A 24,884-nucleotide genomic window follows, 5' to 3' on the forward strand; every position below is an offset into this window, starting at 1 on the left:
CCTCATCGTTCAGTCAATCAGCGTCTGTTTTCGGTCATCCAGTCAAGGGCGTGATCGACGGCATCCGGGAGGGAGAAGAGCATGGTCGACGCGCCTCCCACCCGCCCCCTGCGCACCCGTGAATCCGGGAACGCGTCACCGATCTCCGCGAAATCGCCGTCGTCCAGCGCGACGTCCTCGTATGCGGTCCACTCCCCCTCCTGCCGGTGTCTTTGCGACCCCGGAAGGTTCACCTTCACCACACACTCGTACATGCGCAAGGGGGGCTTCGGAATTCGGTACTCCGCGAGATGGAAAGCGGTGCAGACCGAAAACCCCACATTGATCATGAGTACCTGCCCGCCCTCCCAGCACAGCTTTCCCAGGGGTGACTCTTCCCCCAGATGGCTCTCGAGGCGGTGCCCCGAGCACAGCCGCTCCGCGTCCGCCCCGAGGGCCGCGAACGAGGTCTGCGGATGGGCGCTGCGCGCGGCGCCCGGCACGGTGCGGACGGCCTCGGCCAGGGAACCCATGCCCTGGCTCGGGGTGCTCGCCGGGTCGAAGGGGGACATCCGCTCGCGGAAGTTCCGCACCCCGGCCTCGTCCAGACCGCGGATCCGCTCCAGGTGGGCGGTGGAGGTCTTGGAGTTCTCCGGGGTGAACGCCGGGACCACCAGGGTGCCGCGCGGCCCGAGGACGCCCGTCAGCGCGTCGCGCAGCAGCTCCGCGCGCAGCCCGGTCCCACCGAGGGAGGAGTGCACCAGGAGCCGCATGCCGGGGCGGACCCCGGCCAGCCGCAACTGCACGGCGAGCTGGAGCCTGCCGGGCGCGGTCACGCGTCGACCGTCTTCAGTTCGTAGCGGAGCTCCGCGACCAGGCTCTTTCCGGTGACGGTCAGCTCGGCCGCCTCCGAGAGCCGGTCCAGGGCCCGGTGGATCCGGTCCGAGCCGCCGGGCTCGGGCGTCGCCGTGGCCCGCCGGTACGCCTCCACCGCCACCCGCTCGTGCACGTCCGCCAGCAACCGGGACACCGGTACCGGCCGCTCCCGCCACGGCGAGCGGTGCTGCCACTGACCGTCCAGCGCGTACAGGTCGGTCACCTCGGTCAGCGCCCGCAGCCGGGTCCGCCGCCGCCCGGTCAGCAGCGCCAGCGCGGTCTCCCGCACTCCGGCCGCGTACGGCACCCCGAGCGCCCCCGGCCCGTGCCGCCCGGCCTCGCCCCAACCGCCCGCCCGAGGGCCGCCCGCGAGCGGGGTCAGGGTGGTCAGCCCGGTGGCCGCCGCCCGCGCGAACTCCGGCACCGCCTCGTGCAGCAGCGCCCACGCCCGGTCCAGCCTGCCCCGCCACTCCTCGGTCTCCCCGGCGCCGAGGCGGAGCCTGGGCGGGCGCGGGAAGCAGTTGCGGTACGGGTCGAGGTCCTCCAGGGCCACCGGGGCCGCGTCCGGCCCGGGCGACCAGGTGCGCACGGGCTGCCAGCGGGCGTCCCCCGCCGTGGGCCCGAAGCGGTGCTCGGCGCGGCCGTCCCGTACGGCGTACCCCTCGGCGGTGACGTGCAGCGCGGCCCGGCCCTCCGTGCCGGGTTCCCCGAGCCGCAACAGTCCCAGCGTCGGCAGGTACACCTCGCCGTCCCGGTAGGCCACCTCGGCCGGCAGGTCCAGCCCGCCGCGGAGCACGGCCGCGGCGGCCAGCGCGGTCAGCCTGCGCGCCGCCTCCGGGGCGTCCTGCTCGCCGTCGCGGGCTGCGTCCAGGGCCGCCAGCACCCAGGTCCGGGTGAAGGGGTGGTCCAGTACGGCGTCCAGCGCGTCCGTGCCCGCTTCCCCGGCCCGCTCCACGGCGGCCAGCAGCTCCCAGGCGTGCGCCCAGCCGGGGTCGGCGGCGAGGTCCGCGTGCAGCCGGGCCAGCAGGATCCGGGTCAGTTCCTCCTGGGACCGGGCGAGTTCGGCCGGGTCGGTGAGCTGCGGCGCGGTCTCCCGCGCTGCGGTGCGGCCCTCGACCCCGTCCACGAGCTCGCGCAGGTCGGTGCAGTAGACGGAAGGGTTGTCGAAGCCGTTCCGGTCGCGGTAGCGGTGGGTGTAGAGCCCGCCCCCGCACGAACGTACGACGGGGCACCGGCGGCACGAGTCGCTGACGCCCGCGAGGCCCAGCTGCCGGGCGCGGACCCCGGGATGGGCCGCGACCTGGTCAAACGCGTGGTCGAAGACGTTGAAGCCGGTGGCCGCGGCCCCCTCGAAGGCGCTCTTGAGGGAGTCCACCTGCTCCAGGGTCCCGTCGGTCTCGACGACGACGAGGTCGGTGGGCGCGAGGCCGAGCGATTCGGTGAGGCTGGGGCCGCCGCGCAGGGTGGAGAGCAGGGACTCGAAGAGCCGTACGGGTACCGGGCGCCCCAGCCGGTCCCAGTGGTCGAAGACCCGCAGCAGCCAGCGCGCGTAGGCGTCGGGGGCGCCGTCGGGCCGGGCCGGGGGCGTCTCCCAGGTGGCGTGGGGGAGGAGGAAGTCGACCCGTGGGGGCTCCAGTTCGACCAGCGCGTCCAGTACGGCGACGGGGTCGTTGGCCACGTCCACGGTGCAGAGCAGACCTTGGTAGAGGTGGCGGTACGGCTCGGAGCGCAGCAGTGCGACGGCGGCCAGGACCAGCGGGTGGCTCGTGCGACCGTCGGCGAAGCGGCGGTGACGGTCGTTGGCGGCGCGGTCCCCGTCGAGGGAGATGCCGACCCGGACGCCGTATTCGTCGAAGAGGTCGAGGTAACGGGAGCTGAGTTGGAGCCCGTTGGTGTGGATCCGCAGGTCGAGGGCGGCGATCCCGCTGAGCGCCCGGGTGAACTCCTCGCACACGAGGCGGAGTCGGGCCGGGCCCGCCAACAGGGGTTCCCCTCCATGGAGAATCACCGTGACGGAGGGGAGTGCATGGTCACGGGCATGTTCGGCGAGCCTGGACGCGGTATGCGAAATAACCTCGGGGGAGATCACTTTCGGCCGGGCCCGCCAGCTCTGATCTGCATGTTCGTAGACGTAGCAATGATCACATGCAAGATCGCATCTGCTGTGAACTTTTAGGACGATCTCGCGAAATGCGATCAGGCCGGTCATTCCACCAGTCTAGGGCGCAGAGTTCGGGTCAGAGCGCGGAGTTGAAGATCGGTGCCTGAACCGGACGAGCAGATTCGGCCGGCAGTACGCGACCGAGCGTCGTCGCCGCGGACGCGGTGTGGACGTCGATCTTGCCGAGCGGGACCCGGTGGGCCTTGACCGAGCTGGTCGCGGGGGATGCTGAAGTGTTCACGGCACCGTCCTTGGGGAAGCCATGTGGAATGGGCATGTGAATGACAACGGCCACATGCTGCTGTCAAGCAGGGACTTTACTAGGACACTCCCCCTTGGCAACACGAGACATGACGCCTGGTCAAGACTTCCATGCAATGCCCGGCGGATTTCTCAAGAGGGCGGATTCGGCCGTTTGCCGCAAGGAAAGATCCTTTTCATGGGAACGGGTCTCGGCGGCGGCCCCGTCCGGACCGGGCCTAGTCCGGCAACACCGCGCTGACCTGGTGCGATGTGAGGGCGTGTCCCGTCGGCCGGGGGGCGGGCTCGGCCGACGCGGAACCGCCCCCGCCGAACAGCAGGAAGAGAGCGGTGATCACCGCGGCGGCGGCGCCGATCGCGCCGACGGCGTCCCCCTCGGAAGCGGCGCCGGAGGCGGCCCTGGTGTGCTGGTAGCCGGCGTGGCCGACGAAGAGCCCGACGGCGAGGATGAGCAGGCCGACGTCGTCGATGTGCAGGGTCATGGGGCAATCTCCACGGCTCGTGGGGCCCGCCCGTCGAGTGGTGGGTGGGGCCCTTTGGGTCGCGGACCCTACTCGGCCACACCCCCTTGCGAATGCGGCACTTGTCGAGGTTCAAGTGGGCGCGGTCGGCTCGAGTGGGCGGTCAACGATCCCTACGCGGGCTGCTGTTCGCTGAGATCAGGTGTCGGGAGGTCGCGCAGCAGCCAGTTCAGTACGTCGGGCAGCGCGCGCAGGGAGGCGAAGTGCGCGGCGGCGGGAACGATGTTGGTCGTGGCCCCGGGGATCCGGCGGGCCAGCCAGCGGGAGTGGCCCACGGGGGAAAACACGTCGAGCTCGCCGTGCCAGATCAGCACCGGACAGCGGATGTCCGCCGGGTCGAAGCCCCAGGGGCGGCTGAAGGCGAGGACGTCGTCGATCCATCCGTACGCCGAATGGCGCAGCCCCTCGCGGTAGTTCCGCAGGAGCATCGACCGCAGGCCGGCGTCCGAGACGATCAAGCGGTCGTTGTCGGTCAGCTCCCGGCGCAGTTCGTCCAGCAGCCGGCCGGGGTCCTTGCGGATGCCGTCGGCGCGCGGGATCAACCGGGCCGCCAGCTCCTCGGGGTCGGTGGTGGCGGTGGTGTACTCCCGCACGTTCGACGCGGCCATCCCGGCGAACCAGTCCAGGTCCTCCGCGTCCCGGGGGGCGAGGCCGACCATCCCCGCGGTCCGGGTGACCCGGTCCGGGAGGAGGGCGGCGCAGGCCAGTGCGCCGGCGGCGCCGCCGGAGCGGCCGGCGACCGCGAAGGTGTCCAGGCCGAGGGCGTCGGCGATGGCGGCCACGTCCTGGGCCACGTCGGCGACGGTGCGGCCCACGTGGCGGTCGGAGCCGCCGTAGCCGGGTCTGTCGTAGGCGATGAGCTGCATCCGGCGCTGGTAGAGGAGCATGCCCCGGGGGGCCGGGCCGAGGCGGCTGCCGGGCATGCCGTGCAGCAGGAAGACTGGTTTGCCGTCGGGATCGCCCCAGCGCTCCACGGTCAGAGCGCGCCCGTCCGCTGTGCGCACCTGATTGCGCACGCGCTCCCTCCTTCACGGTCGGTGTGAGTCGTCACCGCGATTGTGCGCGCTGGGGGAGGAGTGCGGTAGGGCGCACTTACAGCGGAATTCTTGTGAATGCCTTCACGACCCCGAGAGGGTCTTTGTTCCCCTTGCATATGCCCTGGTCAAGGGGGCGTACTGCGGGAGTGAACGGGCGTGAACAGGCGTGAATGGGTGCCCGGTCGCCGCGAAAGGCCTTTTCTGATGCGGCGCCTTCCGCTTTTGGTCGCCCAATTGACGGAAAAGGGGGGAGTTCTTGACCCTCCGGCGCGAGGAGCGCCGACCGGGCCCCGTCTCAGGTGCGGGGTACGAGCAGGGCCGCCGCCGAGCGGGCCTGCTCCAGGGCGCGGGCGCGGTCCGCGCCGCGCTGCCCCAGGACGACCCGGGTGCTCAGGCCGTCCAGCAGGGCGAGCAGCTCCGAGGCCCGCTCGGGCACGTCCATGGGCGCGAAGCGGCCCTGGTCCACGCCCTTGGTCAGCAGGGCCTCAAGGTCCCGCTGCCAGCTGTCGTCGATCTCCTCCTGGGCGGCCTTCAGCGGCTGATTGGAGGCGGTACGGGCCCACAGCTCGATCCACAGCGTCCAGCGCGGGTCGCGGGGGCCCTCGGGGAGGTAGAGCTCCAGGAACTGGTCCAGCTTGCGCGCTGCCGTCACCCTGCGGCCCAGCAGTGCCCGGCGTTCCCCGGTGAGCTGCTCCTCGCTCCAGCGCAGGGCCTCCAGCAGGAGCCGGTCCTTGCTGCCGAAGTAGTACAGGATGTGGCCCCCGCTGGTGCCGAGGCGTTCGGCCAGCGCGGACATGGTGAGCGCGGCCAGTCCGTCCTCGGCGATGGCCGCCATGGCCTCGTCCAGCATCCGCTCCTGGGCGATCTGCCCGTCGCGCCGCCGCGCTGCTCCCGCCACCGCTCCCGCCCTCCGGATCTTCCTGGTCCGACCTTATCCCGGACAGGGTCTTGACGGGGTCGAGGTCCACCCTTCATCTTGAATGCCATTCAAGAAGTTAGAACGTCATTCAAGATCGCTCAAGGTCAGGGGTCCTCATGGGACAGCAGGAGACAGCCGACGTCGACGAGGTGTTCCGGGTCGAAACGCACGGGATCGACCCGATTCCGGACGCCGAACGCCACGGCAGCGCCAAGGACCTCTTCTGGCTCTGGTTCGGCTCCAACCTCACCTTCACCTACGTGATCAACGGCGCCCTCGCGGTCGCCTTCGGGCTCTCCTTCTGGCAGGCCACCGCCGTGGTCGTGATCGGCGGACTCTCCTTCTTCGCCATCAGCGCCGCCGGACTCAGCGGCATCCGCACCGGCACCGCCACCCTGGTCATCTCCCGCGCCACCTTCGGGGTGCGCGGCAACTTCCCGGCCGGCGTCCTCAACTGGGTGGTGAGCATCGGCTACACCATCGTCAACACCGTGGTGGGCACCCTCGCGCTGGAAGTCTTCTTCACCGAGATCGGCTGGCAGGGCGGCACGGTCGGCCGCGCCGTCGCCCTCCTGGTCACCCTCGCGCTGACCTTCGCCGTCGCCATGTGGGGCCACGCCACCGTGCAGTTCGCCGAACGCTGGATGGCCTACGTCCTCGCCGCCGGCTTCGGCGTCCTGCTCCTCTTCGTCCTGCCCGGCACCGACACCGCCGCCCCGGCCGCCGCCCCCGGCCCCTCCGGCTGGAGCCTCGCCTTCGTGGTCATGCTCGCCGGACCCTTCTCGTACCTGCCCATGCCCGCCGACTACACCCGCTACCTGCCCCGGACCACCTCGCTGAAGTCCATCACCTGGACGGGCGCCCTCGGCGGCTTCCTCTCCTCGGTGGCCCTCGGCGTCGCGGGCGTCGCCGCCGCCACCCAGACCGACATGACCGACGCGGTCGCCGGAGCCGAGAGCCTGCTGCCCGGCTGGTTCCAGCCGCTGTTCCTGGCCCTCGTACTCGGCGGCTCGGTCACCAACTCGATCATCACGCTCTACTCCTCCAGCCTGAACCTCCAGGTCCTCGGCATCCCGTGGAGCCGTGCCCGGGCCATCGTCATCAGCGCGGCCGTCACCGCCGCCGGCTCGCTCGCCGCGCTCTTCCTCACCGACTTCACCACATCCCTCCTCTCCTTCCTCTCCCTGCTGATCATCGTGTTCGCCCCCTGGGGCGGAGTCTTCCTCGCCGACATGCTGCTGCGCCGCTGCCACTACGACGCCGACGCGCTGCACGCCGGCAGCGCGGGCGCCTACTGGTACCGCTCCGGCTACCACCCCGCCGGCATCACCGCCCTGCTCACCGGAATGACCTTCTCCGCCCTGACCTGCGACTCCGAGCTGTGGACCGGGCCGCTGGTCGCCCCGCTCGGCGGCGCCGACCTCACCCTGCTCGGCTCGGTCGTCTCCGGACTCACCTACGGGGCCCTCACCCGCCGCCGGGTCGCGGCGTACGCCCCGGCCGCCTGAACGACACCGCACACGCAATGGAGCACCCCCACATGGCACGCCACCCCTTCCCCGCCGACCTGCTGCTCACCGGAGCCCGGATCCACACCGTCGACCCCGACCTGCCCGAGGCCGAGGCCCTCGCCGTCCACGACGGACGCGTCGTCTGGGTCGGCCCGGACGCGGGAGCCGCCGCCTGGGCCGGCCCGGACACCCGGCGGATCGACGCCGGCGGCAAGCTCGTCCTGCCCGGCTTCATCGACGCCCACAACCACGTCCGACTCGGTTCCGACGCGGACTGCGTCCAGCTCGCCGGGGTACGCACCCTCGAAGGCATCCACGAGCGGATCCTGGCCTGGCGGCAGGCCAACCCGGACGCCGGCTGGATCGAGGCCGAGGCCTTCGACTACTCCGCCATCCCCGGCGGGCGGATGCCGTGCGCCGCCGACCTGGACCCGGTCACCGGCGACACCCCGGCGATCGTGCTCTCGTACGACGTGCACACGGCCTGGCTGAACACGGCGGCCATGCGGCGGCTCGGGGTCTCCCGGGACCGCACCGACCTCCCCTTCGGCACGGCGGCGGTGGACCCGGAGACCGGCGAACCCACCGGATTCGTGAAGGACTTCGCCATCAAGGGACTCTCCCGCGACGGCCACCGGGCCCTGCGCGAGCTGGGCGTGCCGTGGGCCTCGACGGACCGGCAGTACGGGCGGCTCGCCAAGAGCCTCGACGACGCCATCGGCTTCGGCATCACCACGGTGGTCGAACCGCAGAACTCCCTCGACGACCTCGAACTCTTCGAACGGGCCCGCTCCGAAGGGCGGTTGCGCTCAAGGATCGTCGCGGCGCTGTTCCACCCGCGCGGTACCGGCGACGCCGAGCTGGACGAATTCGCCGACGCGGCACGGCGGTTCGCCGGCGACCGGCTGCGGGTCGGCCCCCTGAAGCTGTACATCGACGACGTGGTGGAACCGCGTACGGCCGCCCTGCTGGAGCCGTACACCGGATGCGGCGCGCACCGGGGCGAGACCTTCTACCCGGCGGAGGAGTTCGCGCAGCTGCTGGCGAAGCTGGACGCCCGCGGCTTCCAGTGCTTCGTGCACGCGACCGGCGACCGGGGCATCCGGACCGTCCTGGACGCGGTGGAGCACGCGCGGACCCTGAACGGCCCGCGCGACGCCCGCCACCAGGTGGTCCACGTGGAGTGCCTGGACCCGGCGGACGTGCCGCGCTTCGCGGAGCTCGGCGTGATCGCGTGCATGCAGCCGAGGCACTGCGCGCCGGAGATCGCGGGCCCCGGCCAGGACTGGGCGCAGAACGTGGGCGAGGACCGCTGGCACAAGGCCTGGCCGATGCGGAGCCTGCACGAGGCGGGGGCGGTGCTGGCCTTCTCCAGCGACTGGAACGTGGCGGAGATGGACCCGATGGTCGGCATCTACACGGCGGTGACGCGCCGCCCGCTGTCCGGCGACGGACCGGCCTGGCAGCCGGCCGAGACGGTGGACGCGGCGACGGCCGTGTACGGCTACACGATGGGCTCGGCCCACGCCAACTTCCTGGAGCAGGAACGCGGTTCCCTCACGGTGGGCAAGGTCGCGGACTTCGTGGTCCTGTCCCGGGACATCCTCACCGTCCCGGCGGACGAGATCCCGGGCACGGTCGCCGAGACGGTCGTGGTGGCGGGCGAGGTGGTCCACACCGCCTAGCGGGCTCCGCCCGGGCCCGCCGGATCACTCCTGCCAGACGAGCACGGCGTCCTGCGCGCGGGCCGCCGCGGTGAAGAACTCCACCAGCCCCTCGTACAGGTGGCGGGCCCCGGCGAGGGTCGCGGCAGCGTCATGGCCGGGGGCGCACAGGCCGGCCCGCGTCATCTCGTCGAGGTCGGCGCTGGCCGCGAGCCGGTCGTACGGGAGGTCGGCCAGGGCGTCGGCGGCCACCCGGACCCGCTCGGCCGTCAGGTACCCGTACCCGCGCTCCGAGGGGTCCTCGTAGGAGAGCCGCTCCTCGCCGTGGCTGACGTCCACGGGGAAACCGGCGCGGCGCAGCAGCAGGTCGTACAGGGACCGCTCCACGTAGGTGTGGTGGTAGCGGGCCTCGGTCGGCGGAGGCTCGGTGAACTCCTCGCCCTCCCGGACGTCCTCGATGTGGTTCCAGGCCCACGTCGGGTCCTGCCCCGCCCGCTCCAACTCCTGCGCCGTCAGACGCAGGTACTCCCCGATGTCGCTCATGGCCGCATGCTAGGGGGCGTCCTGCGGGCCGGGCGGGGAGGGGGCTCAGCGCTTGGGCCAGTACCAGAGGGGCTCGTCCAGGGGGCCCTCGCGGCCCGCGACCTCCGTCCGGCCGAACTCCTTGACCAGGGTGATCGTCTGCAGGTCCACCCGGTGCCGGCGGCTCCCGGCCGCCAGGGCCTCGGCGAGGGGGTCCGCGTGGGTGACCACCACCGTCTGGGTGTCCCGGCTCACCGTGAGGATCAGGTCCGCGAGCGGGGCCAGCAGGTCCGGGTGGAGGCTGGTCTCCGGCTCGTTGAGGACCATCAGGGCGGGCGGCCGCGGGGTCAGCAGGGCCGCCGTCCAGAGCAGGTAGCGCAGGGTGCCGTCGGAGAGCTCGGCCGCGCCCAGCGGGCGCAGCAGGCCGTGCTGGTGGAGCTCCAGCTCGAAGCGGCCGTCGCGGTCGGTGACGGAGACCCGGCTGCCGGGGAAGGCCGCGGAGACCGCCTCGTCCAGTGCCGCGTGGTCGCCGATCTCGCGGATCGTCTGGAGCGCGGCGGGCAGGTCGGAGCCGTCGGCGGCGAGCACCGGCGTACGGGTGCCGATCCGCGAGGTCCGGGCGGGCGCCCCGGCGTCGGTGCGGACGTGGTCGTAGAACCTCCAGGAACGGATCAGCTCGCGCAGGGCGAGGAGGTCCGGGGCCAGTTGGGGGTCGGCGAGCTCGCTGAGCATGGAGTCGTACGGGCGCAGGGCGTTCTGCGTACGATGCCAGCCGCCGTCCGCGGTGCGGGTCCGTACGGCCGGCCCCGCGCGGTCGGACAGCAGGGCCGCCGGGCGCAGCACCGGCCCGGCCCAGGTGCACTCGCGCTTGATCTCCGGGTCCAGGGCGAAGAGGGAGCCCGCCACCGGTACGGGATGCCCGAAGTCCACCGCGTAGCCGAACTCGTCGCCCGAGAAGCCCAGGCGCAGGCTGACCGGCTCGCTGCGGACCGTGCCCTGGAGCGGCTGCTGCCCTTCGCGCACGGCGCGGGCGAGCTTCTCCGGCCCGGCCCACAGGGTGGAGGGCAGCCCGCCCTCCCGGGCCAGGGCCGCGATCGCCCCGCCCCGGGCGGAGTCGGCGAGCAGGCGCAGCGAGCGGTAGAGGCTGGACTTGCCGGTTCCGTTCGCACCCGTCACGACGGTGAGCCGTCCCAGTGGGACGACCAGTTTGCGCAGCGAGCGGTAGTTCTCGACGGCGAGCGTGGTGATCATGTGACGACCGTAACCGGCGGCTCGGCGGTCGGCGTGTTTCCCCCGTGCCGGGGTCGCCCCAACCGCCGGCGGGGCCGGGTCCCCTGCGGGGGGCTCGGCGGTCGGCAAAGGGTGGGGCGGTGCCCCGCACGAGGATCTCCTCGGCCCGCGCCTACGCGCGGGTCCGCATTTTCAGCCCCGCCGGCGTTTGAGGCGCGGGTCCGGGCGGAGCCCGGTACGGGTCCGGCCGCGCCGGACGCCGCCGAGCGGCCCCACCATCCAGCCCCGCCGGCGTTTGAGGCGCAGGGTCCGGGCGGAGCCCGGTGGGGATCCGGGCGCGCCGTACACCGCCGAGCAGCCCGCAGGGTAAATCGCACGAGCATTCGAATTGCTCTATGGTGGAGAGCGGGGGAGGTGTTCATTCGAGCGAAGCAGGAGGCCGCGGGTGCCTGGTTTTACGCATCTGCACACCGTTTCGGGGTTCTCCATGCGCTACGGAGGCGCACACCCGCAGCGGCTGGCAGAGCGCGCCGCCGAGCGGGGCATGGACGCCCTCGCCCTGACCGACCGCGACACCCTCGCGGGCGCGGTCCGGTTCGCGAAGGCGTGTGCGCGGGCGGGCGTCCGGCCGTTGTTCGGAGTGGACATGGCGGTCCCGCCCGCGACGGGCCCGGCCGGGTCGGGGGGCCCGACCGGGCCCGGCGAGGCCTCGTACCGGCGGCGCACCCCCGTCAAGGGCGGGGCCTTCGTGGACGAGTCCGCCGCGCGCGCCGTCTTCCTGGCCCGGGACGGGGCCGCCGGCTGGGCCGAGCTGTGCCGGATGGTCACCGCCGCCCACGCGGGGGCCGCCGAGGTCCCGCTGGTGCCCTGGGAGGCCCTGCGCGGGGAGGGCGTCTTCGTCCTGCTCGGGCCCGGCTCCGAGGTGGGGCGGGCCCTCGCCGCGGGCCGCCCCGACCGGGCCGCCCGGCTGCTCGCACCCTGGCGGGAGATCTACGGCGACTCCCTGCGCCTGGAGGCCGTCCACCACGGCCGCACCGGCACCGGGCCCGGCTCGCTGCGGCTGGCCGCCCGTACCGTCGGCTTCGCCGCCGAGCAGGGCGTTCCGGCCGTGCTGACCAATGCCGTCCGCTACGCCGACCCCGGCCAGGGCCCGGTCGCCGACATCCTCGACGCGGCCCGCCGGCTGGTCCCCATCGACCCCCGCAACCCCGCGTACCCGCTCGACAGCGGCGAGCGCTGGCTCAAGGGCCCCGCCGCCATGGCCGAGGCCGCCGACCGGATCGCGCAGGCGGCCGGCCTGCGCCCCGCCGACGCCAGGCGCCTGCTCGCGGAGACCCGGCGTACTGCCGAGGCCTGCTCCGTGGACCCCGAGGACGACCTCGGCATGGGTTCCGTGCACTTTCCCGAGGCCCGGCTCGTCGGCGCGGCCCACCGCAGCGCCCAGCGGGTCCTCACCTCCCGGGCCTCGGCGGGCATGGTGGTGCGCGGCTACGCGGGCGACCGCGCCTACTGGGAGCGGATGCACCAGGAGCTCGACATCATCGCCTACCACGGCTTCGCCTCGTACTTCCTGACGGTCGCTCAAGTGGTGGACGACGTGAGGGAGATGGGGATCCGGGTGGCCGCCCGGGGGTCCGGCGCGGGTTCCCTCGTCAACCACCTGCTCGGGATCGCGCACGCCGACCCCGTCGCCCACGGCCTGCTGATGGAGCGCTTCCTCTCCAAGCGGCGGCGCGTCCTGCCCGACATCGACATCGACGTGGAGTCCGCCCGCCGGCTGGAGGTCTACCGGCGGATCATGGACCGGTTCGGCACCGAGCGCGTCGCCACCGTCTCCATGCCCGAGACCTACCGGGTCCGGCACGCGATCCGTGACGTCGGCGCCGCCCTGTCCATGGACCCGGCCGTCACCGACCGGCTCGCCAAGGCCTTCCCGCACATCAGGGCCCGTGACGCCCGTGCCGCGCTGGAGGAGCTCCCCGAACTGCGCGACGTACGGGGGGAGTCGTACGGGCGGCTGTGGGAGCTCGTCGAATCGCTGGACGCGCTGCCGCGCGGGATCGCCATGCACCCGTGCGGGGTGCTGCTCTCCGACGACTCGCTGCTCGCCCGTACGCCGGTGGTGCCCACCAGCGGCGAGGGCTTCCCCATGTCGCAGTTCGACAAGGACGACGTGGAGGAGCTCGGGCTCCTCAAGCTGGACGTGCTGGGCGTGCGGATGCAGTCCGCGATGGCGCACGCGGTCGCCGAGATCCGTCGCGGCACGGGGCGGGAGCTCGACCTGGACGACCCGGCGCAGGTGCCGCCGGGCGACCGGGCCACGTACGAGCTGATCCGCTCGGCCGAGACCCTGGGCTGCTTCCAGATCGAATCGCCGGGCCAGCGGGACCTGGTGGGGCGGCTGCAGCCGGCCACCTTCCACGACCTGGTCGTCGACATCTCGCTGTTCCGACCGGGGCCGGTGGCCGCCGACATGGTGCGGCCCTTCATCGAGGCCCGGCACGGGCGGGCCCCGGTCCGCTTCCCGCACCCGGACCTGGCCGACGCACTGCGCGAGACGTACGGGGTGGTGGTCTTCCACGAGCAGATCATCGAGATCGTGCACGTCATGACCGGGTGCGGGCGGGACGAGGCGGACCGGGTGCGGCGCGGACTGTCCGACCCGCAGTCGCAGCCGCGGATCAAGGTCTGGTTCGCGGCCAAGGCGGCCGAGCGCGGCTATCCGGTGGAGGTGATCGCCCGTACCTGGGAGATCGTGGAGGCCTTCGGGTCGTACGGCTTCTGCAAGGCGCACGCGGTGGCCTTCGCGGTGCCCACCTACCAGTCGGCCTGGCTGAAGGCGCACCACCCGGCGGCCTTCTACGCCGGGCTGTTGACCCACGACCCGGGGATGTACCCGAAACGGCTGCTGCTGGCGGACGCGCGGCGGCGGGGCGTGCCGGTGCTGCCGCTGGACGTGAACCGGTCGGCGGCCGCCCATCGCATCGAACTGGTGTCCGATAACGGAGGAGTGTGGGGGCTGCGGCTCGGGCTGTCCGACGTCCACGGCATCAGTGCGGCCGAGGCGGACCGGATCGAGGCGGGACAGCCGTACGCCTCCCTGCGCGACTTCTGGGACCGGGCGCACCCGGGCCGCCCGGTCGCCGAACGGCTCGCGCAGGTCGGGGCGTTGGACGCCTTCGGCGCCAACCGGCGGGACCTGCTGCTGCACGTGTCCGAACTGCACGGCGCACAGCGGGCCGCAGGCGTGCGCGGTCCTCAACTCCCCCTGGGGGGCGGCAGGTCCACGGCTTCCGTCGGACTGCCCGACCTGACCGAGGCGGAACGGCTCAGCGCCGAGCTGGGCGTCCTCGGCATGGACGCCTCGCGGCACCTGATGGGGGACCACCACGCCTTCCTGGCGGAACTGGGAGTGATCCCGGCGCGTCGGCTGCGGGACACCGAGCACGGACAGACCGTGCTGGTCGCAGGGGCCAAGGCGGCCACCCAGACCCCGCCGATCCGCTCCGGGAGGCGGGTCATCTTCACGACGCTGGACGACGGGACGGGCCTGGTCGACCTGGCCTTCTTCGACGACAGCCACGAACGCTGCGCGCACACCGTCTTCCACTCCTTCCTGCTGCTGGTACGGGGTGTCGTGCAGCGGCGGGGCCCGCAGAGCCTGAGCGTGGTCGGGGCGGCGGCGTGGAACCTGGCGGAGCTGGTGGAGCTCCGGGCGGCGGGCGGCCTGGACGCGGTCGCGGCCCGCCTCGCCGAACCGGCGGCCGAACCGCCCGCTCCAGGTGCCGACGGGGAGCCGGCGGCGCAGGGCCCGCAGGGTTCCGGCCGCAAGATCCGCATGTCCACGGGGTACGAGATGAACCCCTGGGCCGACCTCCAGCCGCCGGGCACCGGCCCCGCGACCGGCCGCAAGCTGTGGCACTCCAGCCCGGGGAGCGCGGGATGACCGCCGGGACGGTCGGGGTCGCCGGGACGGCCGGGACCGCCGCGCCCGCTGCCGAGCGGGTCGTGATGTGCCTGCGCCCGTACCCCGCCGACGGGAGCCCGCTCGGGGCGCGGGAGTACGCCGGGGTGCTCGCGTTGCTCGGGGGCATCACCCCGGCCGTGCAGGCCCTGGCGCCCGACACCGTCCTCGCCGAAGTCCGGGGCGCGCTGCGGTACTTCGACTGCGACGCCACCCGGCTGGCCGCCGTGATCCGGGTCCGGGCCCTCGCCCTGTACGGGGTGGACGCCGCCGTCGGCGTGGCCGGCAACCCCATGCTGGCCCGGGCGGCGGCCCGCGAGGCCCGGCCCGGGCAGACCCTGGTGATCCCCGGGGAGCCCGCCGCCGTACGGGACTTCCTGGCGGGCAAGCCCGTCACCGCCCTCGACGGGGTCGGGCCGAAGGCCGCCCGCACCCTGTGCTCCTACGGCCTCGATTCCGTCGGCCGGGTCGCCGCCGCCCCGCCCGCCGCACTGCGGCGGATCCTCGGCGCCCGGCTCGGCCGCGAGGTGCACGAGCGCGCCCTCGGGATCGACCGGACCCCCGTCCGGCCCGGCGCTGCCGCCCGCGCCGTCGCCGCCGAGCGGCTCTTCGATCTGGACGAGCTGGATCCCGTACGGCACCGGCGGGCGCTGCTCTCGCTGACGGAGGAGCTCGGCGCGAAGCTTCGTACACAGGAACGGGGCCGGGGGCAGGTCTGCCGCGCCCTCTCGCTCACCGTCCGCTGTGCCGACCGCACCACGCTCACCCGGACGCGCACCCTGGCCGAGCCCACCGCGCACTCGGCGGCCCTGACCGCCACGGCCTACGCCCTCTACGAGAGCCTCGGCCTACAGCGGGCCCGGGTCCGCGCGCTGTCCCTGCGCGCCGAGGACCTGACCTCGGCCGAACGGGCCGCGCGACAGCTCAGCCTCGACCCCGAGGACGAGAAGGCCCGCCGCCTCGAGGCCGTCACGGACCGGGTCCGCGCGCGCTTCGGGCCGCACGCGATCGCCCGCGGCACGCTGGCGGCCTGACGGTCCGTCCGGCGCCCTACCGGTAGTCGCCCGGGCGACGCGCGAGTTTTTACTGACGCGTAACTTCCCTGTATTGCTACTCACCCGTAATTTAGCGGCAGCAGCTCCCCCTTGTGATCCGGATCACGGGACGAACCCCCACGCTCATCCCCCTGAGTCGACCCGCGAGGAGATCACCCGATGCTGCCCTGGAGACGCCTGCTCCGCCCACTCGCCGTCCTCACCCTCACCGCCGCCGCACTCGTCGCCCCCACCGGCGCAGCGCAGGCCGCGGCCGCCCCCAGCAGCGGCTGGAACAATTGGTCGTGCAAGCCGTCCGCCGCGCACCCGCGCCCCGTCGTCCTCGTGCACGGCACCTTCGGCAACTCCTGGGACAACTGGCTCGGCCTCGCCCCGTACCTCGTGCACCGCGGGTACTGCGTCTACTCGCTCGACTACGGCCAGCTGCCCGGCGTGCCCCTCTTCAACGGGCTCGGTCCCATCGACAAGTCCGCCGGCCAGCTCGACGTCTTCGTCGACCGGGTCCTCGCCGTCACCGGCTCCGCCAAGACCGACATCATCGGGCACTCGCAGGGCGGCATGATGCCGCGCTACTACCTGAAGTTCCTCGGTGGCGCGGAGAAGGTCAACGCGCTGGTCGGGCTCGCTCCCGACAACCACGGCACCACCCTGCTCGGATTCACCAAGCTCCTGCCGTACTTCCCCGGGGCCGAGGACCTGATCAGCACCGCGACCCCGGGCCTCGCCGACCAGATCGCCGGATCCGCCTTCCTGCAGAAGCTGAACGAGGGCGGGGACACCGTGCCCGGCGTGAAGTACACGGTGATCGCGACCAAGTACGACGAGGTGGTGACGCCGTACCGGAGCGGCTTCCTGGACGGGGCGAACGTACGCAACGTCGTGCTCCAGGACCTGTGCTTCCTGGACCTCTCGGAGCACGTCGCCATCGGCCTCACCGACCGGATCGCCTGGCACGAGGCGGTCAACGCCCTCGACCCGGCCAACGCCGAACGGACCACCTGCGCCTCCGTCTTCGACTGACGGGGCGCAGGCGGTCCGGCACGGACGGCCTAGCGGCCCTGGCGGCCCGTCGTCGTACGCGCGGTGCGGCGGCGGGCGGCTGCGAACAGCGCGGCCGCGCCGACGGCCAGGGCGGCGGCCCCGGCGATCGCGATCGTCGGGGTGGCGCTGTTGCCGCCCGTCTCCGCGAGGTTGTCCTTGGCCGAGGCCGGCGAGGGGGAGCCGGCCGCGATCGGGACGACGGCGGAATCCTTCGTGCCGTTCGTCTTCGGGTCGTTGTCGCCGTGGCCGTCGTGCTCCACCGTGGACTTGCCGGCACCGTCGGAGATCTGCTGGTCGGTCGGGGCCGAGGGCTCGTCCGCCGGCTTGTCGGACGGCTTGTCGCCGGGCTTGCCGCCCGGCTTGCCGCTCGGCTTGGCACCCGTACCGGTGGTCGGAGCGGTACCGGAGCCGCCACCGTTGCCGTTCCCGCCGCCCGCGCCCCCGTTGTCCTTGCCGAAGACCACGTCGGAGCAGGTGTAGAAGGCCTCCGGGCTGTCGGAGCGCTGCCAGATGCTGTAGATCAGGTGGCGGCCCGACTTGTTCGGGACGGTCCCGGAGAAGACGTAGTCGCCGTTCTGCATGCCCGGGTCGGTGACCTTCGCGAACGGGGCGGGCTCCAGGTCGGACCAGGCCAGGGGCTTGGTCGGGTCGTAGCCGTCCTTCGTCACGTACAGCTCGAAGGAGCCCTTGTGCGGGGCCGTGCCCTTGTAGCGGAAGGTGTGCGCGCCGGCGGCCATCGGGCTGGCCGGCCAGTCGGCACGGGCCAGGTCCAGCCCCCGGTACTTGTCGTTGCCGGCCGAGCAGAGCTGGCCGTTCGGGATCAACGACCGTTGGTTGCCGGCAGCGTTGGCGATGTTCACCGCGTTCCAGTCGTAGAACGGCTGCGTCCCGGCGGCCGCGACCGCCGCCTTGCACGGCGCCGACTTCGGGGACTCCGGTCCCTCGGCGTAGCACGCGGCCACCCGGCTGACCGGGTCCGTCATCGAGCCGTGGGCGACCGCGGGAGCCGCCGCGTACGCGGCCAGCGCGAGCGGGGCCAGGCCGGCGGAGGCGATACGGGTCAGCGTGACGGCGGTGCGGCGGCGGCGTGCGGGCATGGGTGAACTCCTTCGGGCACAAGGCAGGGGCGTGCCGGCGGAATCGGGCTCCGCGGTGCGCCGCCCCCCGGCGGCGCGACAACGGGCCCTTCCTGTCCTGGCCCGGCCAAGCTAGCCGCCCCGACCACGCCTTTTGCCCCCTCGAGCCCACCGGAGCGAATCCTTAGGACCCCCTTAAGCCAGGGACAAGCACCGCCTCAGGAAGCGGGCTCAGCGGGATGGTCACCCGTCGGTGGCGGCCGTGAGGAGGTTCCTCACCTGTGCGGGCGTCCAGTTGCCGGCGGCGCCGGGGCAGGCCGCGAGGTAGCCGGCGATGTCCTGTTCCTCCCAGGGGCCGGACTCCAGGAGGCCGGCGGCCAGGTAGCGCAGGTAGGCGCCCGACGGGTTGAGCACCTCGACGTCCTGGAGGCTCCACGGCGCGGTGAAGGTCAGCATGGGGACGCCCTCGATCGTGCCCGGGCAGATCAGGGTCTCGTACCGCCCCGGGCCCAGCTCGTCACGGCCGTCCCGTAGGGCCGCCGTCAGGTCCAGGTCCGCCCCCGGCTCCTCGTACATCTCCTGGGCGGCGATGTCGGACATCTGGCCCACCGTCACCAGGTGCGCGCGTCCGCGCGTGCGCCCGGGGGCCGTGGGGTCGTAGAACGCCCGGCCCCCCGTCCACACCGGAGACTCCGTGGCGAAGTACAGGCGGCCTTCCAGCTCGACCGCGATCGAGCGTTCGGGCGCCCTGTGGTCCCGGCAGCCCGGGTACGTGCGTGCGGCGCCCGGCGGGGTCCCGCCGGCGATGTACGTGGCGAGGCGGTCCATGTGCATGTTGGACCCGTAGGAGGCGTACCAGACCCTCTCGGGCGTGGGGATCGACCCGGCGAGCGGGGTGGCGGTGTGGACGGACACGCTCAGCTCCTCGCGGCCGGGGTCAGGGGATCGGGGATCCGGAATCTCCCCTGTCATATGCCTATCGGGTCGCTGGGGCCCGTGCGTATGGTGTGGCCCCGGACCATCCCGGGCCCGGCGCCCTCCCGGCTCCCCACGGGAGGGCCGCCGCGCGCCCCGCCTCCCGGCGCCGGCACCACCGGACTACGGGAGGAGCGCGGAAAGGCCGGCCGCGGACCGGGCCTGGTCGTCCAGCGCGTCGAGGGCCCGTACGGCCTGGGCCGCGGCCTCCGGGTCGCTCTCGGCGAGCCCGCTCTCGGCGAACTCGTCCTCGTCCAGCCGCAGCACGGAACTCCCGTCCGCCGAGACCCACAGGTCGAGGTCCAGGTCCTCCACGAGGATCTCCCCGCTCTGCACCAGAGCCGGGCGCGTGACGTCGCAGTACCAGCCCTTGAGGGCACCACCCGCGGTCCACACTTCCTTGACCGCGTACCAGCGGGTCCGCCAGAAGTGTTCGACGAACACGTCGCCCGGCTCGAAGCGCACGAAGCCGAAGTCCCGTACGCCGTCCGCCGCCCAGGGGGCGCGCACGGAGATCCGGTCGCCGTCGTCGGCGACCTGCGCTGCCGGGTAGCGGATCTTGGTCCGTCCGGCCTTGGTCAGGACGACGGTCAGCTGTGCGGTCACAGGGTCTCCAGCTTCTTCGTGTAGCGCATCTCGGTCGCGCAGATCTCGTAGCCGAACCATTCGTTGATGGCGAGCATCGGATCGTTGCCCGCGTCGTTGCCGGTGAAGGCCTCGGTGTACCCGGCCGCGCGGGCCCGGTGCAGGGAGGCCGTCTTGGCGAGCTTGGCCAGCCCCCGGCCGCGGAAGGCGCGCAAGGTGCCGGTCATCGCCGAGGCGTAGCGGGTGGCGCCGTCGGTCTGCGCCGCGGCGAAGGAGGCCACCACGCCGTCGACCAGGGCGACGGTGGTCAGCTCCTTGTCGAGGGTCGGGCTGTTCCAAGTGTGCGCGAGCCAGTCCTCGTAGTCGTCGAGCTCGGCCGGCACGTCGCCCGGTTCGTCGGAGGTCGTCTCCGCGTCGGCCTCGAACAGCGGCCGCGGGTCGGCGGCGAAGGCGGAGCCGGGGCGCAGCTCGACCCCGGCCGGAAGGTCCCGCGGGAGGTCGGGCAGCGCGGCCGCCGCCAGGTCCAGGCGCAGGAAGTGCGCCGACCGGCTGGGGAGGTACCCGCGCCGCTCGGCGAAGGCGCGGGGGGCGGGCTCGTCGAGCACCCAGGCGTACGCGTCCACCGCACCCCGCGCGACGAGGTGCTCCTCGGCGGTGCGGAGCAGGAGGGCGCCGGCGCCGAGGCCGCGGTGGGCGGGATCGACGTAGGCGTTGACGTACGACTGGCCGGGCTCGGGGCTCTCGTACGCGATGCCGACCTGGGCCGCGCCGATGACGCGGCCGTCCGCGGTCTCGGCGACGAGGATCCGGTGGTGCTTCGCCGGGTGGGCGGAGGAGAGCTCGAAGGCCACGCTCTCGGCAGTGATGATCATGAACGGCAGGGCGGCGCGGCGTACCCGCGCGACGGACCCCGCGTCCGAGGAATCGCCGGGGCGGAGATCACGGATCGATACGGTCATGGGGCAGACGCTACGTGCGCCTTCGCGGCGGGCGCCTCCCAATTAACCGCCGATGGGGGACAATCACCCGCGTGACCTCGACAAACCTGAAGATCACCATCGACGGCTCGGCCGGGTCGGCCGCCCCGTACGAACAGCTGCGCGCGCAGATCGCCGACCGGGCCCGGTCGGGGAAGCTCCCGGCGGGCTTCAAGCTGCCGACGGTACGGGGCCTCGCGGAGGAGCTGGGACTGGCCGCCAACACGGTTGCGAAGGCGTACCGGGCGCTGGAGGCGGACGCGGTGATCGAGACGCGGGGCCGGAACGGGACCTTCATCGCGGCGGCGGGGGAGGGCGCGGCGCGCGAGGCCGCGTCGGCCGCGCAGGCGTTCGCGGAACGGGTGCACCGGCTCGGGCTGACGGAGGCCGAGGCGGTGGCGGCCGCCGCCGAAGCCCTCCGGGCCCGGTACGCAGTCAAGTAGCCCCCGGGGCGCCGCCCCCGGACCCCCTACGGCGCTCCGCGCCCGCGCCTCAAACGCCGGCGGGGCTGAATTCAGCCCCGCGGCAGGCGACACGGACCGCATCTGCAGCGCAGCTACAGGTACAGCCCCGCCTCCGAGCTGTGCGGCTGCGGCGGCAGGATCGCCGCCGGTCCCGTGCCGCGGCGCAGGGCGAACAGTTCCGCCAGGCTGGCGCCCTCGCGGGAGACGCCCTCGTCCGTGCCCAGCCAGTCCACCGCCTCCCGATGGGTCAGCCGGCCGACCTCGATGCGGGCCAGGCAGCGCCCCGGGCGGACCACCGCAGGGTGGAGCCGCTCCAGGTCCTCGTTGGTGGTGACCCCCACCAGGACGTTGCGGCCCTGCCCCAGCAGTCCGTCCGTCAGGTTCAGCAGCCGGGACAGTGCCTGCCCGGCCGTGTGACGGGCCTCGCCCCGGATCAGCTCGTCGCAGTCCTCCAGCAACAGCAGCCGCCAGCGGCCCTTCGCCGTGCCCTCGTCCTCGCCGATCGCGATGTCCATCAGGTAGCCCACGTCGTTGAACAGCCGCTCCGGGTCCAGGACGCAGTCCACCTGGCACCAGTCGCGCCAGGACCGGGCCAGCGTGCGCAGCGCGGAGGTCTTGCCCGTGCCGGGCGGCCCGTGCAGCAACAGCAGCCGGCCCGCGATGTCGTCCGGGGTCACCTTCATCAGCCGGTCCATCGCCCCGGCCACCTGCGCGGTGTAGTTGGGCCGCACCTCCGCCCAGGTCCCGGCCGCGATCTGGCGGGTCGTCCGGTACGGGCCGCGGCGCGGGGAGACGTACCAGAAGCCCATCGTGACGTTCTCGGGCTGCGGTTCGGGCTCGTCCTGCACGCCTTCCGTGGCCTTGCCGAGCACGCCGGCGGCGAGTTCGTCGCTGACCGCCGTCACGGTGACGTCCGCGCCCCGGCTCCAGCGCGAGACGAGCACGGTCCAGCCCTCGCCCTCGGCGAGGGTGGCGCTGCGGTCGCTGTCGCGCGCCGAGCGCAACACCGTGGCCTCCGGCGGCAGGAGGGTGGCCTCCGCCTTGACCCGCTCGATCGACACGCTGTGCGAGTACGGCTGCTCGCCGGACGCGAACCGGCCGAGGAAGAGCGCGTCGACGACGTCCGACGGTGAGTCGCTGTCGTCGACGTTGAGCCGGATCGGCAGCGCGTCCTGCGGGTTGGCTGACATGGCGCCCATGATCCGGCACGCGGTGGTCCCGTGCACCCGTGTTTCGCCGGATCGGGTGCCCAAGTTCCCTCTTCAAACGCATTCGGAGTGAAGGTTCGGGCCGCAACTCTGCTCCGAACATTCTTGGCATGGCCACTTCCAGCCAACCTCGGCTGCTTGTACCACGGACTCAGGAGTAACCCCCACAAGGAGCCGCACACATGAGCATGAGTCTGTCGCGCTTCGCTGCCCTGACCTCCTCCCTCTTACTCGCCGCGGGCGCCACCCTGTTCGGCGCGGGCCAGGCGGCCGCCACCGCCCGGGCCGACTTCGGCTACGTCGCCCTCGGCGACTCGTACTCCTCCGGCGTCGGCGCCGGCAACTACGACGGCGCGAGCGGCAACTGCAAGCGCACCACCCGCGCCTACCCGGCCCTGTGGGCCGCCGCCCATTCCCCCCAGACCTTCTCCTTCACCGCCTGCTCGGGCGCTCGTACGGGTGATGTCCTCGCGAGCCAGCTCGCCCCGCTCAACTCCGGCACCGATCTGGTCAGCATCACCATCGGTGGGAACGACGCCGGGTTCTCCGACGTCATGACGACCTGCGTCCTCCAGTCCGAATCCACCTGCATCAGCCGCGTGAACCAGGCCAAGGCCTACGTGGACTCCACCCTCCCCGGCCAGCTCGACCAGGTCTACGACGCCATCGACAGCCGCTCGCCCGGAGCGCACGTCGTCGTCCTCGGCTACCCCCGCTTCTACAAGCTGAACGGCACCTGCACCACCGGCCTGACCGAGGGCGAGCGGGCCGCCATCAACGGCGCCGCCGACTACCTCAACGCCGCCATCGCCAAACGCGCCGCCAACCACGGCTTCACCTTCGCCTCGGTCGCAGGCGCCTTCACGGGTCACGAGATCTGCTCCGGCAACGCGTGGCTGCACAGCGTCAACTGGCTGAACATCGGCGAGTCGTACCACCCGACCGCGGCCGGACAGTCCGGCGGCTACCTGCCGGTCCTCACGAACGCCGCCTGATCGGCCCGGCCCGGTTCGCCGGTCTCGGGAGTCGCCGGAGTCGCCGGAGCCGCCGGAGTGCTCGCCGGCGGCGAGGCCGGTGACGGACTCGGTCCGGGGGAGGGGGCCCCGCTCGTCGGGGTCTCCTCCTTCCGGCACGTCACCGAGGTGGCCACCCACTGGGTGGTCACCTCGGCCGCTCCCCGCACCTCCAACCGGACCGCGTCCGCGAAGACCCCGTCCGGATCGTGGGTGAGTTCCGTGTGCTCCAGCCGCCGGCTCTTCGGCCCGCCCTCCTCGTACGTGAGGGAGCGCCAGTCGGGGCCGGACGTCCGCCCGCTCCGCGTGGCCCAGCGGTACTCCAGTACGACCGGGGTGCGCTCCACCTCGACCGTGGCCGTGAAGGCGGGCGCGTGTCCGGCGGGCGGCGGGCAGCTGCCCGTGTAGGAGGAGCGCACCGTGTCCACGTACACCGAGACGCGTTGCCCCGGCGTGGCCCCGGTCGACACCGACGCCGAGGGCGACGGAGCCGTCGAAGGGGTCTTCGTGACGCTCTGGGCGGTGGTCGCCGAGCCGGTCGGTGCGCCGCCGCTCCCGCCGCCCGTCCCGCCCGTGTCCGCACGGTCCTTGAGCAGCATCCAGCCCACCGCGACCAGGGCCAGCAGCATCACCACGATCCCGACCGTCAGCACCAGCCCGGCGCGGCCCTCCCGCGCTCCCGGCCCGGACGCGGGTAGGGGCGGCGGCGTCCCGTACGGAGCCGCGTGCGGTGATCCGTGCTGTGATCCGTGCGGTGTCCCGTACGGATCACCGTGCGGTTCGCCCGCCCCCTGCCCGTGGTGCGCCGCCGTGGTCGTCGGCGCGTCCGGCCCCGACACCGGTCCGCCGGGGGCCCGTACGGTCCCGCCCGCGCCCACCACGCGCAGCATCCGGGCCGCCTCCGCCGCGGGCAGTCGCTCGGCCGGGTCCTTGCGGAGCAGCCCCTCCAGTACGGGCTCCAGCGCCCCGGCCCGGCGCGGCGGCGGCAACTCCGCGTCCACCACGGCCCGCAGCGTGTCCAGCGCGGTGGCCTGCCGGAAGGGCGAGACCCCCTCGACGGCGGCGTAGAGCGTGATCCCGAGCGCCCACAGGTCCGACGCGGGTCCCGGATCGCGCCCCAACGCCCGTTCCGGCGCCAGGAATTCGGGCGAGCCGACCACCTCGCCCGTCATGGTGATCGCCGAGGAGCCCTCCAGGGTCGCGATCCCGAAGTCGCCCAGCACCACCCGGCCGTCGTTGGCGATCAGGACGTTGCCGGGCTTCACGTCCCGGTGCAGCACCCCCGAGTCGTGCGCGGAGCGCAGCGCGGCGAGCACCTGTTCCCCGATGTGCGCGGCCCGCTGAGGGGTCATCGGCCCCTCGGCCTCCAGTACGTCCGCCAGCGAGAGCCCGCGCACCAGCTCCATCACGATCCAGGGGCGCCCGCCCTCGGACGCCACGTCGTAGACGGTGACGACCCCGCGGTGCGAGACCCGGGCCGCGGCCCAGGCCTCCCGCTCCAGCCGCCGGTACAGCCGCTCCAGTTCGGTGGGTTCCAGCCCGGCCGGCGCCCGTACCTCCTTGACGGCGACCTCGCGGGCGAGCACCTCGTCCCGGGCCCGCCACACGACGCCCATCCCGCCCCGGCCGATCGGTTCGAGCAGCCGATAGCGGCCCGAGATGACACGATCGGAGTTCGATTGGTCACTCACGCGCGCCCCCGAGTGTGCTCCCGTGCGCCCGTGTGTCATCGGGCGATCACTCCAAGTTAGCGCAGTGCGAGCCGTGTGGCCCCTGTCGTGACGGGACTCATGTAGAGGCCTTTCGCAGCGTGACGTCTGTGCGGAGAGTAATCGGCAACTCCGT

At 73.2% G+C, this 24,884-nt stretch carries 21 protein-coding genes; 7 read left to right on the forward strand and 14 right to left on the reverse strand.

Features of this window, described 5'->3' with window-relative positions:
- Nucleotides 1-17: 17 nt before the first annotated feature.
- The 6 genes from OG386_RS32790 to OG386_RS32815 all read right to left on the reverse strand — a co-directional run bounded on the left by OG386_RS32790 (nt 18) and on the right by OG386_RS32815 (nt 5,733).
- Nucleotides 18-815, reverse strand: a complete 798-nt coding sequence (locus OG386_RS32790) for an aminoglycoside N(3)-acetyltransferase (RefSeq protein ID WP_328791080.1) — start codon at nt 813-815, stop codon at nt 18-20.
- Nucleotides 812-3,064 carry a radical SAM/SPASM protein FxsBH, inactivated beta-hydroxylase extension form gene (gene fxsBH, locus OG386_RS32795; protein ID WP_328791081.1) on the reverse strand — a complete coding sequence of 751 codons (2,253 nt, stop codon included), beginning with the start codon at nt 3,062-3,064 and terminating at the stop codon, nt 812-814. Before fxsBH ends, OG386_RS32790 begins: the two co-directional genes overlap by 4 nt.
- A 28-nt stretch (nt 3,065-3,092) precedes the next feature.
- Nucleotides 3,093-3,257: an FxSxx-COOH cyclophane-containing RiPP peptide gene (gene fxsA, locus OG386_RS32800; RefSeq protein ID WP_094744751.1), complete on the reverse strand. Its 165-nt coding sequence runs from the start codon at nt 3,255-3,257 to the stop codon at nt 3,093-3,095.
- A gap of 238 nt (nt 3,258-3,495) precedes the next feature.
- Nucleotides 3,496-3,759: a hypothetical protein gene (locus OG386_RS32805; RefSeq protein ID WP_328791083.1), complete on the reverse strand. Its 264-nt coding sequence runs from the start codon at nt 3,757-3,759 to the stop codon at nt 3,496-3,498.
- 152 nt (nt 3,760-3,911) lie between these two features.
- Nucleotides 3,912-4,814, reverse strand: coding sequence for an alpha/beta fold hydrolase (locus tag OG386_RS32810; RefSeq protein WP_328791084.1), 903 nt, complete (start codon nt 4,812-4,814; stop codon nt 3,912-3,914).
- A gap of 316 nt (nt 4,815-5,130) precedes the next feature.
- Nucleotides 5,131-5,733 (reverse strand): TetR/AcrR family transcriptional regulator, encoded by a 603-nt coding sequence (locus tag OG386_RS32815; RefSeq protein WP_328791085.1) that lies wholly within the window; start codon nt 5,731-5,733, stop codon nt 5,131-5,133.
- A 137-nt stretch (nt 5,734-5,870) separates the two neighbouring features.
- Here OG386_RS32815 and OG386_RS32820 point away from each other — a divergent pair, with 137 nt between their 5' ends.
- A complete protein-coding gene (locus tag OG386_RS32820; protein WP_328791086.1) occupies nt 5,871-7,262 on the forward strand; it encodes a purine-cytosine permease family protein in 1,392 nt (463 codons plus the stop codon).
- Nucleotides 7,263-7,294: 32 nt separating this feature from the next.
- Complete coding sequence (locus OG386_RS32825; protein ID WP_328791087.1) at nt 7,295-8,950, forward strand: amidohydrolase; 1,656 nt, start codon at nt 7,295-7,297, stop codon at nt 8,948-8,950.
- 24 nt (nt 8,951-8,974) lie between these two features.
- Here OG386_RS32825 and OG386_RS32830 read toward each other — a convergent pair whose 3' ends face one another.
- Both OG386_RS32830 and OG386_RS32835 read right to left on the reverse strand, forming a co-directional pair.
- Nucleotides 8,975-9,472, reverse strand: coding sequence for a DUF1877 family protein (locus OG386_RS32830; RefSeq protein WP_328791088.1), 498 nt, complete (start codon nt 9,470-9,472; stop codon nt 8,975-8,977).
- 45 nt (nt 9,473-9,517) lie between these two features.
- Nucleotides 9,518-10,702, reverse strand: coding sequence for an AAA family ATPase (locus OG386_RS32835; protein WP_328791089.1), 1,185 nt, complete (start codon nt 10,700-10,702; stop codon nt 9,518-9,520).
- Nucleotides 10,703-11,126: 424 nt separating this feature from the next.
- On the opposite strand from OG386_RS32835, the gene OG386_RS32840 reads away from it, so the two are divergent.
- The 3 genes from OG386_RS32840 to OG386_RS32850 all read left to right on the forward strand — a co-directional run bounded on the left by OG386_RS32840 (nt 11,127) and on the right by OG386_RS32850 (nt 16,720).
- Nucleotides 11,127-14,627 carry a DNA polymerase III subunit alpha gene (locus OG386_RS32840; RefSeq protein WP_328791090.1) on the forward strand — a complete coding sequence of 1,167 codons (3,501 nt, stop codon included), beginning with the start codon at nt 11,127-11,129 and terminating at the stop codon, nt 14,625-14,627.
- Nucleotides 14,624-15,679: a DinB/UmuC family translesion DNA polymerase gene (locus OG386_RS32845; protein WP_443053240.1), complete on the forward strand. Its 1,056-nt coding sequence runs from the start codon at nt 14,624-14,626 to the stop codon at nt 15,677-15,679. Before OG386_RS32840 ends, OG386_RS32845 begins: the two co-directional genes overlap by 4 nt.
- Before the next feature lie 180 nt (nt 15,680-15,859).
- Nucleotides 15,860-16,720 carry an esterase/lipase family protein gene (locus OG386_RS32850; protein ID WP_328791091.1) on the forward strand — a complete coding sequence of 287 codons (861 nt, stop codon included), beginning with the start codon at nt 15,860-15,862 and terminating at the stop codon, nt 16,718-16,720.
- Between the two features lie 29 nt (nt 16,721-16,749).
- Here OG386_RS32850 and OG386_RS32855 read toward each other — a convergent pair whose 3' ends face one another.
- The 4 genes from OG386_RS32855 to OG386_RS32870 form a co-directional block, all read right to left on the reverse strand.
- Nucleotides 16,750-17,838: a lytic polysaccharide monooxygenase auxiliary activity family 9 protein gene (locus tag OG386_RS32855; protein ID WP_328791092.1), complete on the reverse strand. Its 1,089-nt coding sequence runs from the start codon at nt 17,836-17,838 to the stop codon at nt 16,750-16,752.
- A gap of 222 nt (nt 17,839-18,060) precedes the next feature.
- Entirely contained in the window at nt 18,061-18,732 is a 672-nt protein-coding gene (locus OG386_RS32860) for a histone deacetylase (protein WP_384830701.1), read from the reverse strand.
- Nucleotides 18,733-18,915: 183 nt separating this feature from the next.
- A complete protein-coding gene (locus OG386_RS32865; protein ID WP_328791093.1) occupies nt 18,916-19,398 on the reverse strand; it encodes a DUF402 domain-containing protein in 483 nt (160 codons plus the stop codon).
- Nucleotides 19,395-20,336 (reverse strand): GNAT family N-acetyltransferase, encoded by a 942-nt coding sequence (locus tag OG386_RS32870; RefSeq protein WP_328791094.1) that lies wholly within the window; start codon nt 20,334-20,336, stop codon nt 19,395-19,397. The genes OG386_RS32865 and OG386_RS32870 overlap by 4 nt, the downstream gene beginning before the upstream one ends.
- A gap of 71 nt (nt 20,337-20,407) precedes the next feature.
- On the opposite strand from OG386_RS32870, the gene OG386_RS32875 reads away from it, so the two are divergent.
- Nucleotides 20,408-20,797, forward strand: a complete 390-nt coding sequence (locus OG386_RS32875; RefSeq protein ID WP_328791095.1) for a GntR family transcriptional regulator — start codon at nt 20,408-20,410, stop codon at nt 20,795-20,797.
- Nucleotides 20,798-20,910: 113 nt separating this feature from the next.
- Here the strand turns inward: OG386_RS32875 and OG386_RS32880 are convergent, their stop codons facing one another.
- Nucleotides 20,911-22,008 (reverse strand): DUF5925 domain-containing protein, encoded by a 1,098-nt coding sequence (locus OG386_RS32880; RefSeq protein ID WP_327386235.1) that lies wholly within the window; start codon nt 22,006-22,008, stop codon nt 20,911-20,913.
- 206 nt (nt 22,009-22,214) lie between these two features.
- On the opposite strand from OG386_RS32880, the gene OG386_RS32885 reads away from it, so the two are divergent.
- The gene (locus OG386_RS32885; RefSeq protein ID WP_328793457.1) at nt 22,215-23,021 is read left to right on the forward strand and encodes an SGNH/GDSL hydrolase family protein; all 807 of its coding nucleotides are present in this window, start codon (nt 22,215-22,217) and stop codon (nt 23,019-23,021) included.
- On the opposite strand, the gene OG386_RS32890 is transcribed toward OG386_RS32885, so the two are convergent.
- A complete protein-coding gene (locus OG386_RS32890) occupies nt 22,991-24,730 on the reverse strand; it encodes a serine/threonine-protein kinase (protein ID WP_328791096.1) in 1,740 nt (579 codons plus the stop codon). The two genes, OG386_RS32885 and OG386_RS32890, sit on opposite strands and share 31 nt — an antisense overlap.
- Nucleotides 24,731-24,884 lie beyond the last annotated feature (154 nt).

This window comes from Streptomyces sp. NBC_00273 (assembly GCF_036178145.1).
GTDB lineage: Bacteria > Actinomycetota > Actinomycetes > Streptomycetales > Streptomycetaceae > Streptomyces.

Excerpts from the sequence above, each read along its gene's own strand:
- fxsBH (WP_328791081.1), bottom strand. The coding sequence starts at position 3,064 with ATGACCGGCCTGATCGCATTTCGCGAGATCGTCCTAAAAGTTCACAGC.
- OG386_RS32820 (WP_328791086.1), top strand. The coding sequence starts at position 5,871 with ATGGGACAGCAGGAGACAGCCGACGTCGACGAGGTGTTCCGGGTCGAA.
- OG386_RS32835 (WP_328791089.1), bottom strand. The coding sequence starts at position 10,702 with ATGATCACCACGCTCGCCGTCGAGAACTACCGCTCGCTGCGCAAACTG.
- OG386_RS32855 (WP_328791092.1), bottom strand. The coding sequence starts at position 17,838 with ATGCCCGCACGCCGCCGCCGCACCGCCGTCACGCTGACCCGTATCGCC.
- OG386_RS32870 (WP_328791094.1), bottom strand. The coding sequence starts at position 20,336 with ATGACCGTATCGATCCGTGATCTCCGCCCCGGCGATTCCTCGGACGCG.
- OG386_RS32805 (WP_328791083.1), bottom strand. The coding sequence starts at position 3,759 with ATGACCCTGCACATCGACGACGTCGGCCTGCTCATCCTCGCCGTCGGG.
- OG386_RS32825 (WP_328791087.1), top strand. The coding sequence starts at position 7,295 with ATGGCACGCCACCCCTTCCCCGCCGACCTGCTGCTCACCGGAGCCCGG.
- OG386_RS32880 (WP_327386235.1), bottom strand. The coding sequence starts at position 22,008 with ATGTCAGCCAACCCGCAGGACGCGCTGCCGATCCGGCTCAACGTCGAC.
- OG386_RS32845 (WP_443053240.1), top strand. The coding sequence starts at position 14,624 with ATGACCGCCGGGACGGTCGGGGTCGCCGGGACGGCCGGGACCGCCGCG.
- OG386_RS32850 (WP_328791091.1), top strand. The coding sequence starts at position 15,860 with ATGCTGCCCTGGAGACGCCTGCTCCGCCCACTCGCCGTCCTCACCCTC.
- OG386_RS32830 (WP_328791088.1), bottom strand. The coding sequence starts at position 9,472 with ATGAGCGACATCGGGGAGTACCTGCGTCTGACGGCGCAGGAGTTGGAG.
- OG386_RS32885 (WP_328793457.1), top strand. The coding sequence starts at position 22,215 with ATGAGTCTGTCGCGCTTCGCTGCCCTGACCTCCTCCCTCTTACTCGCC.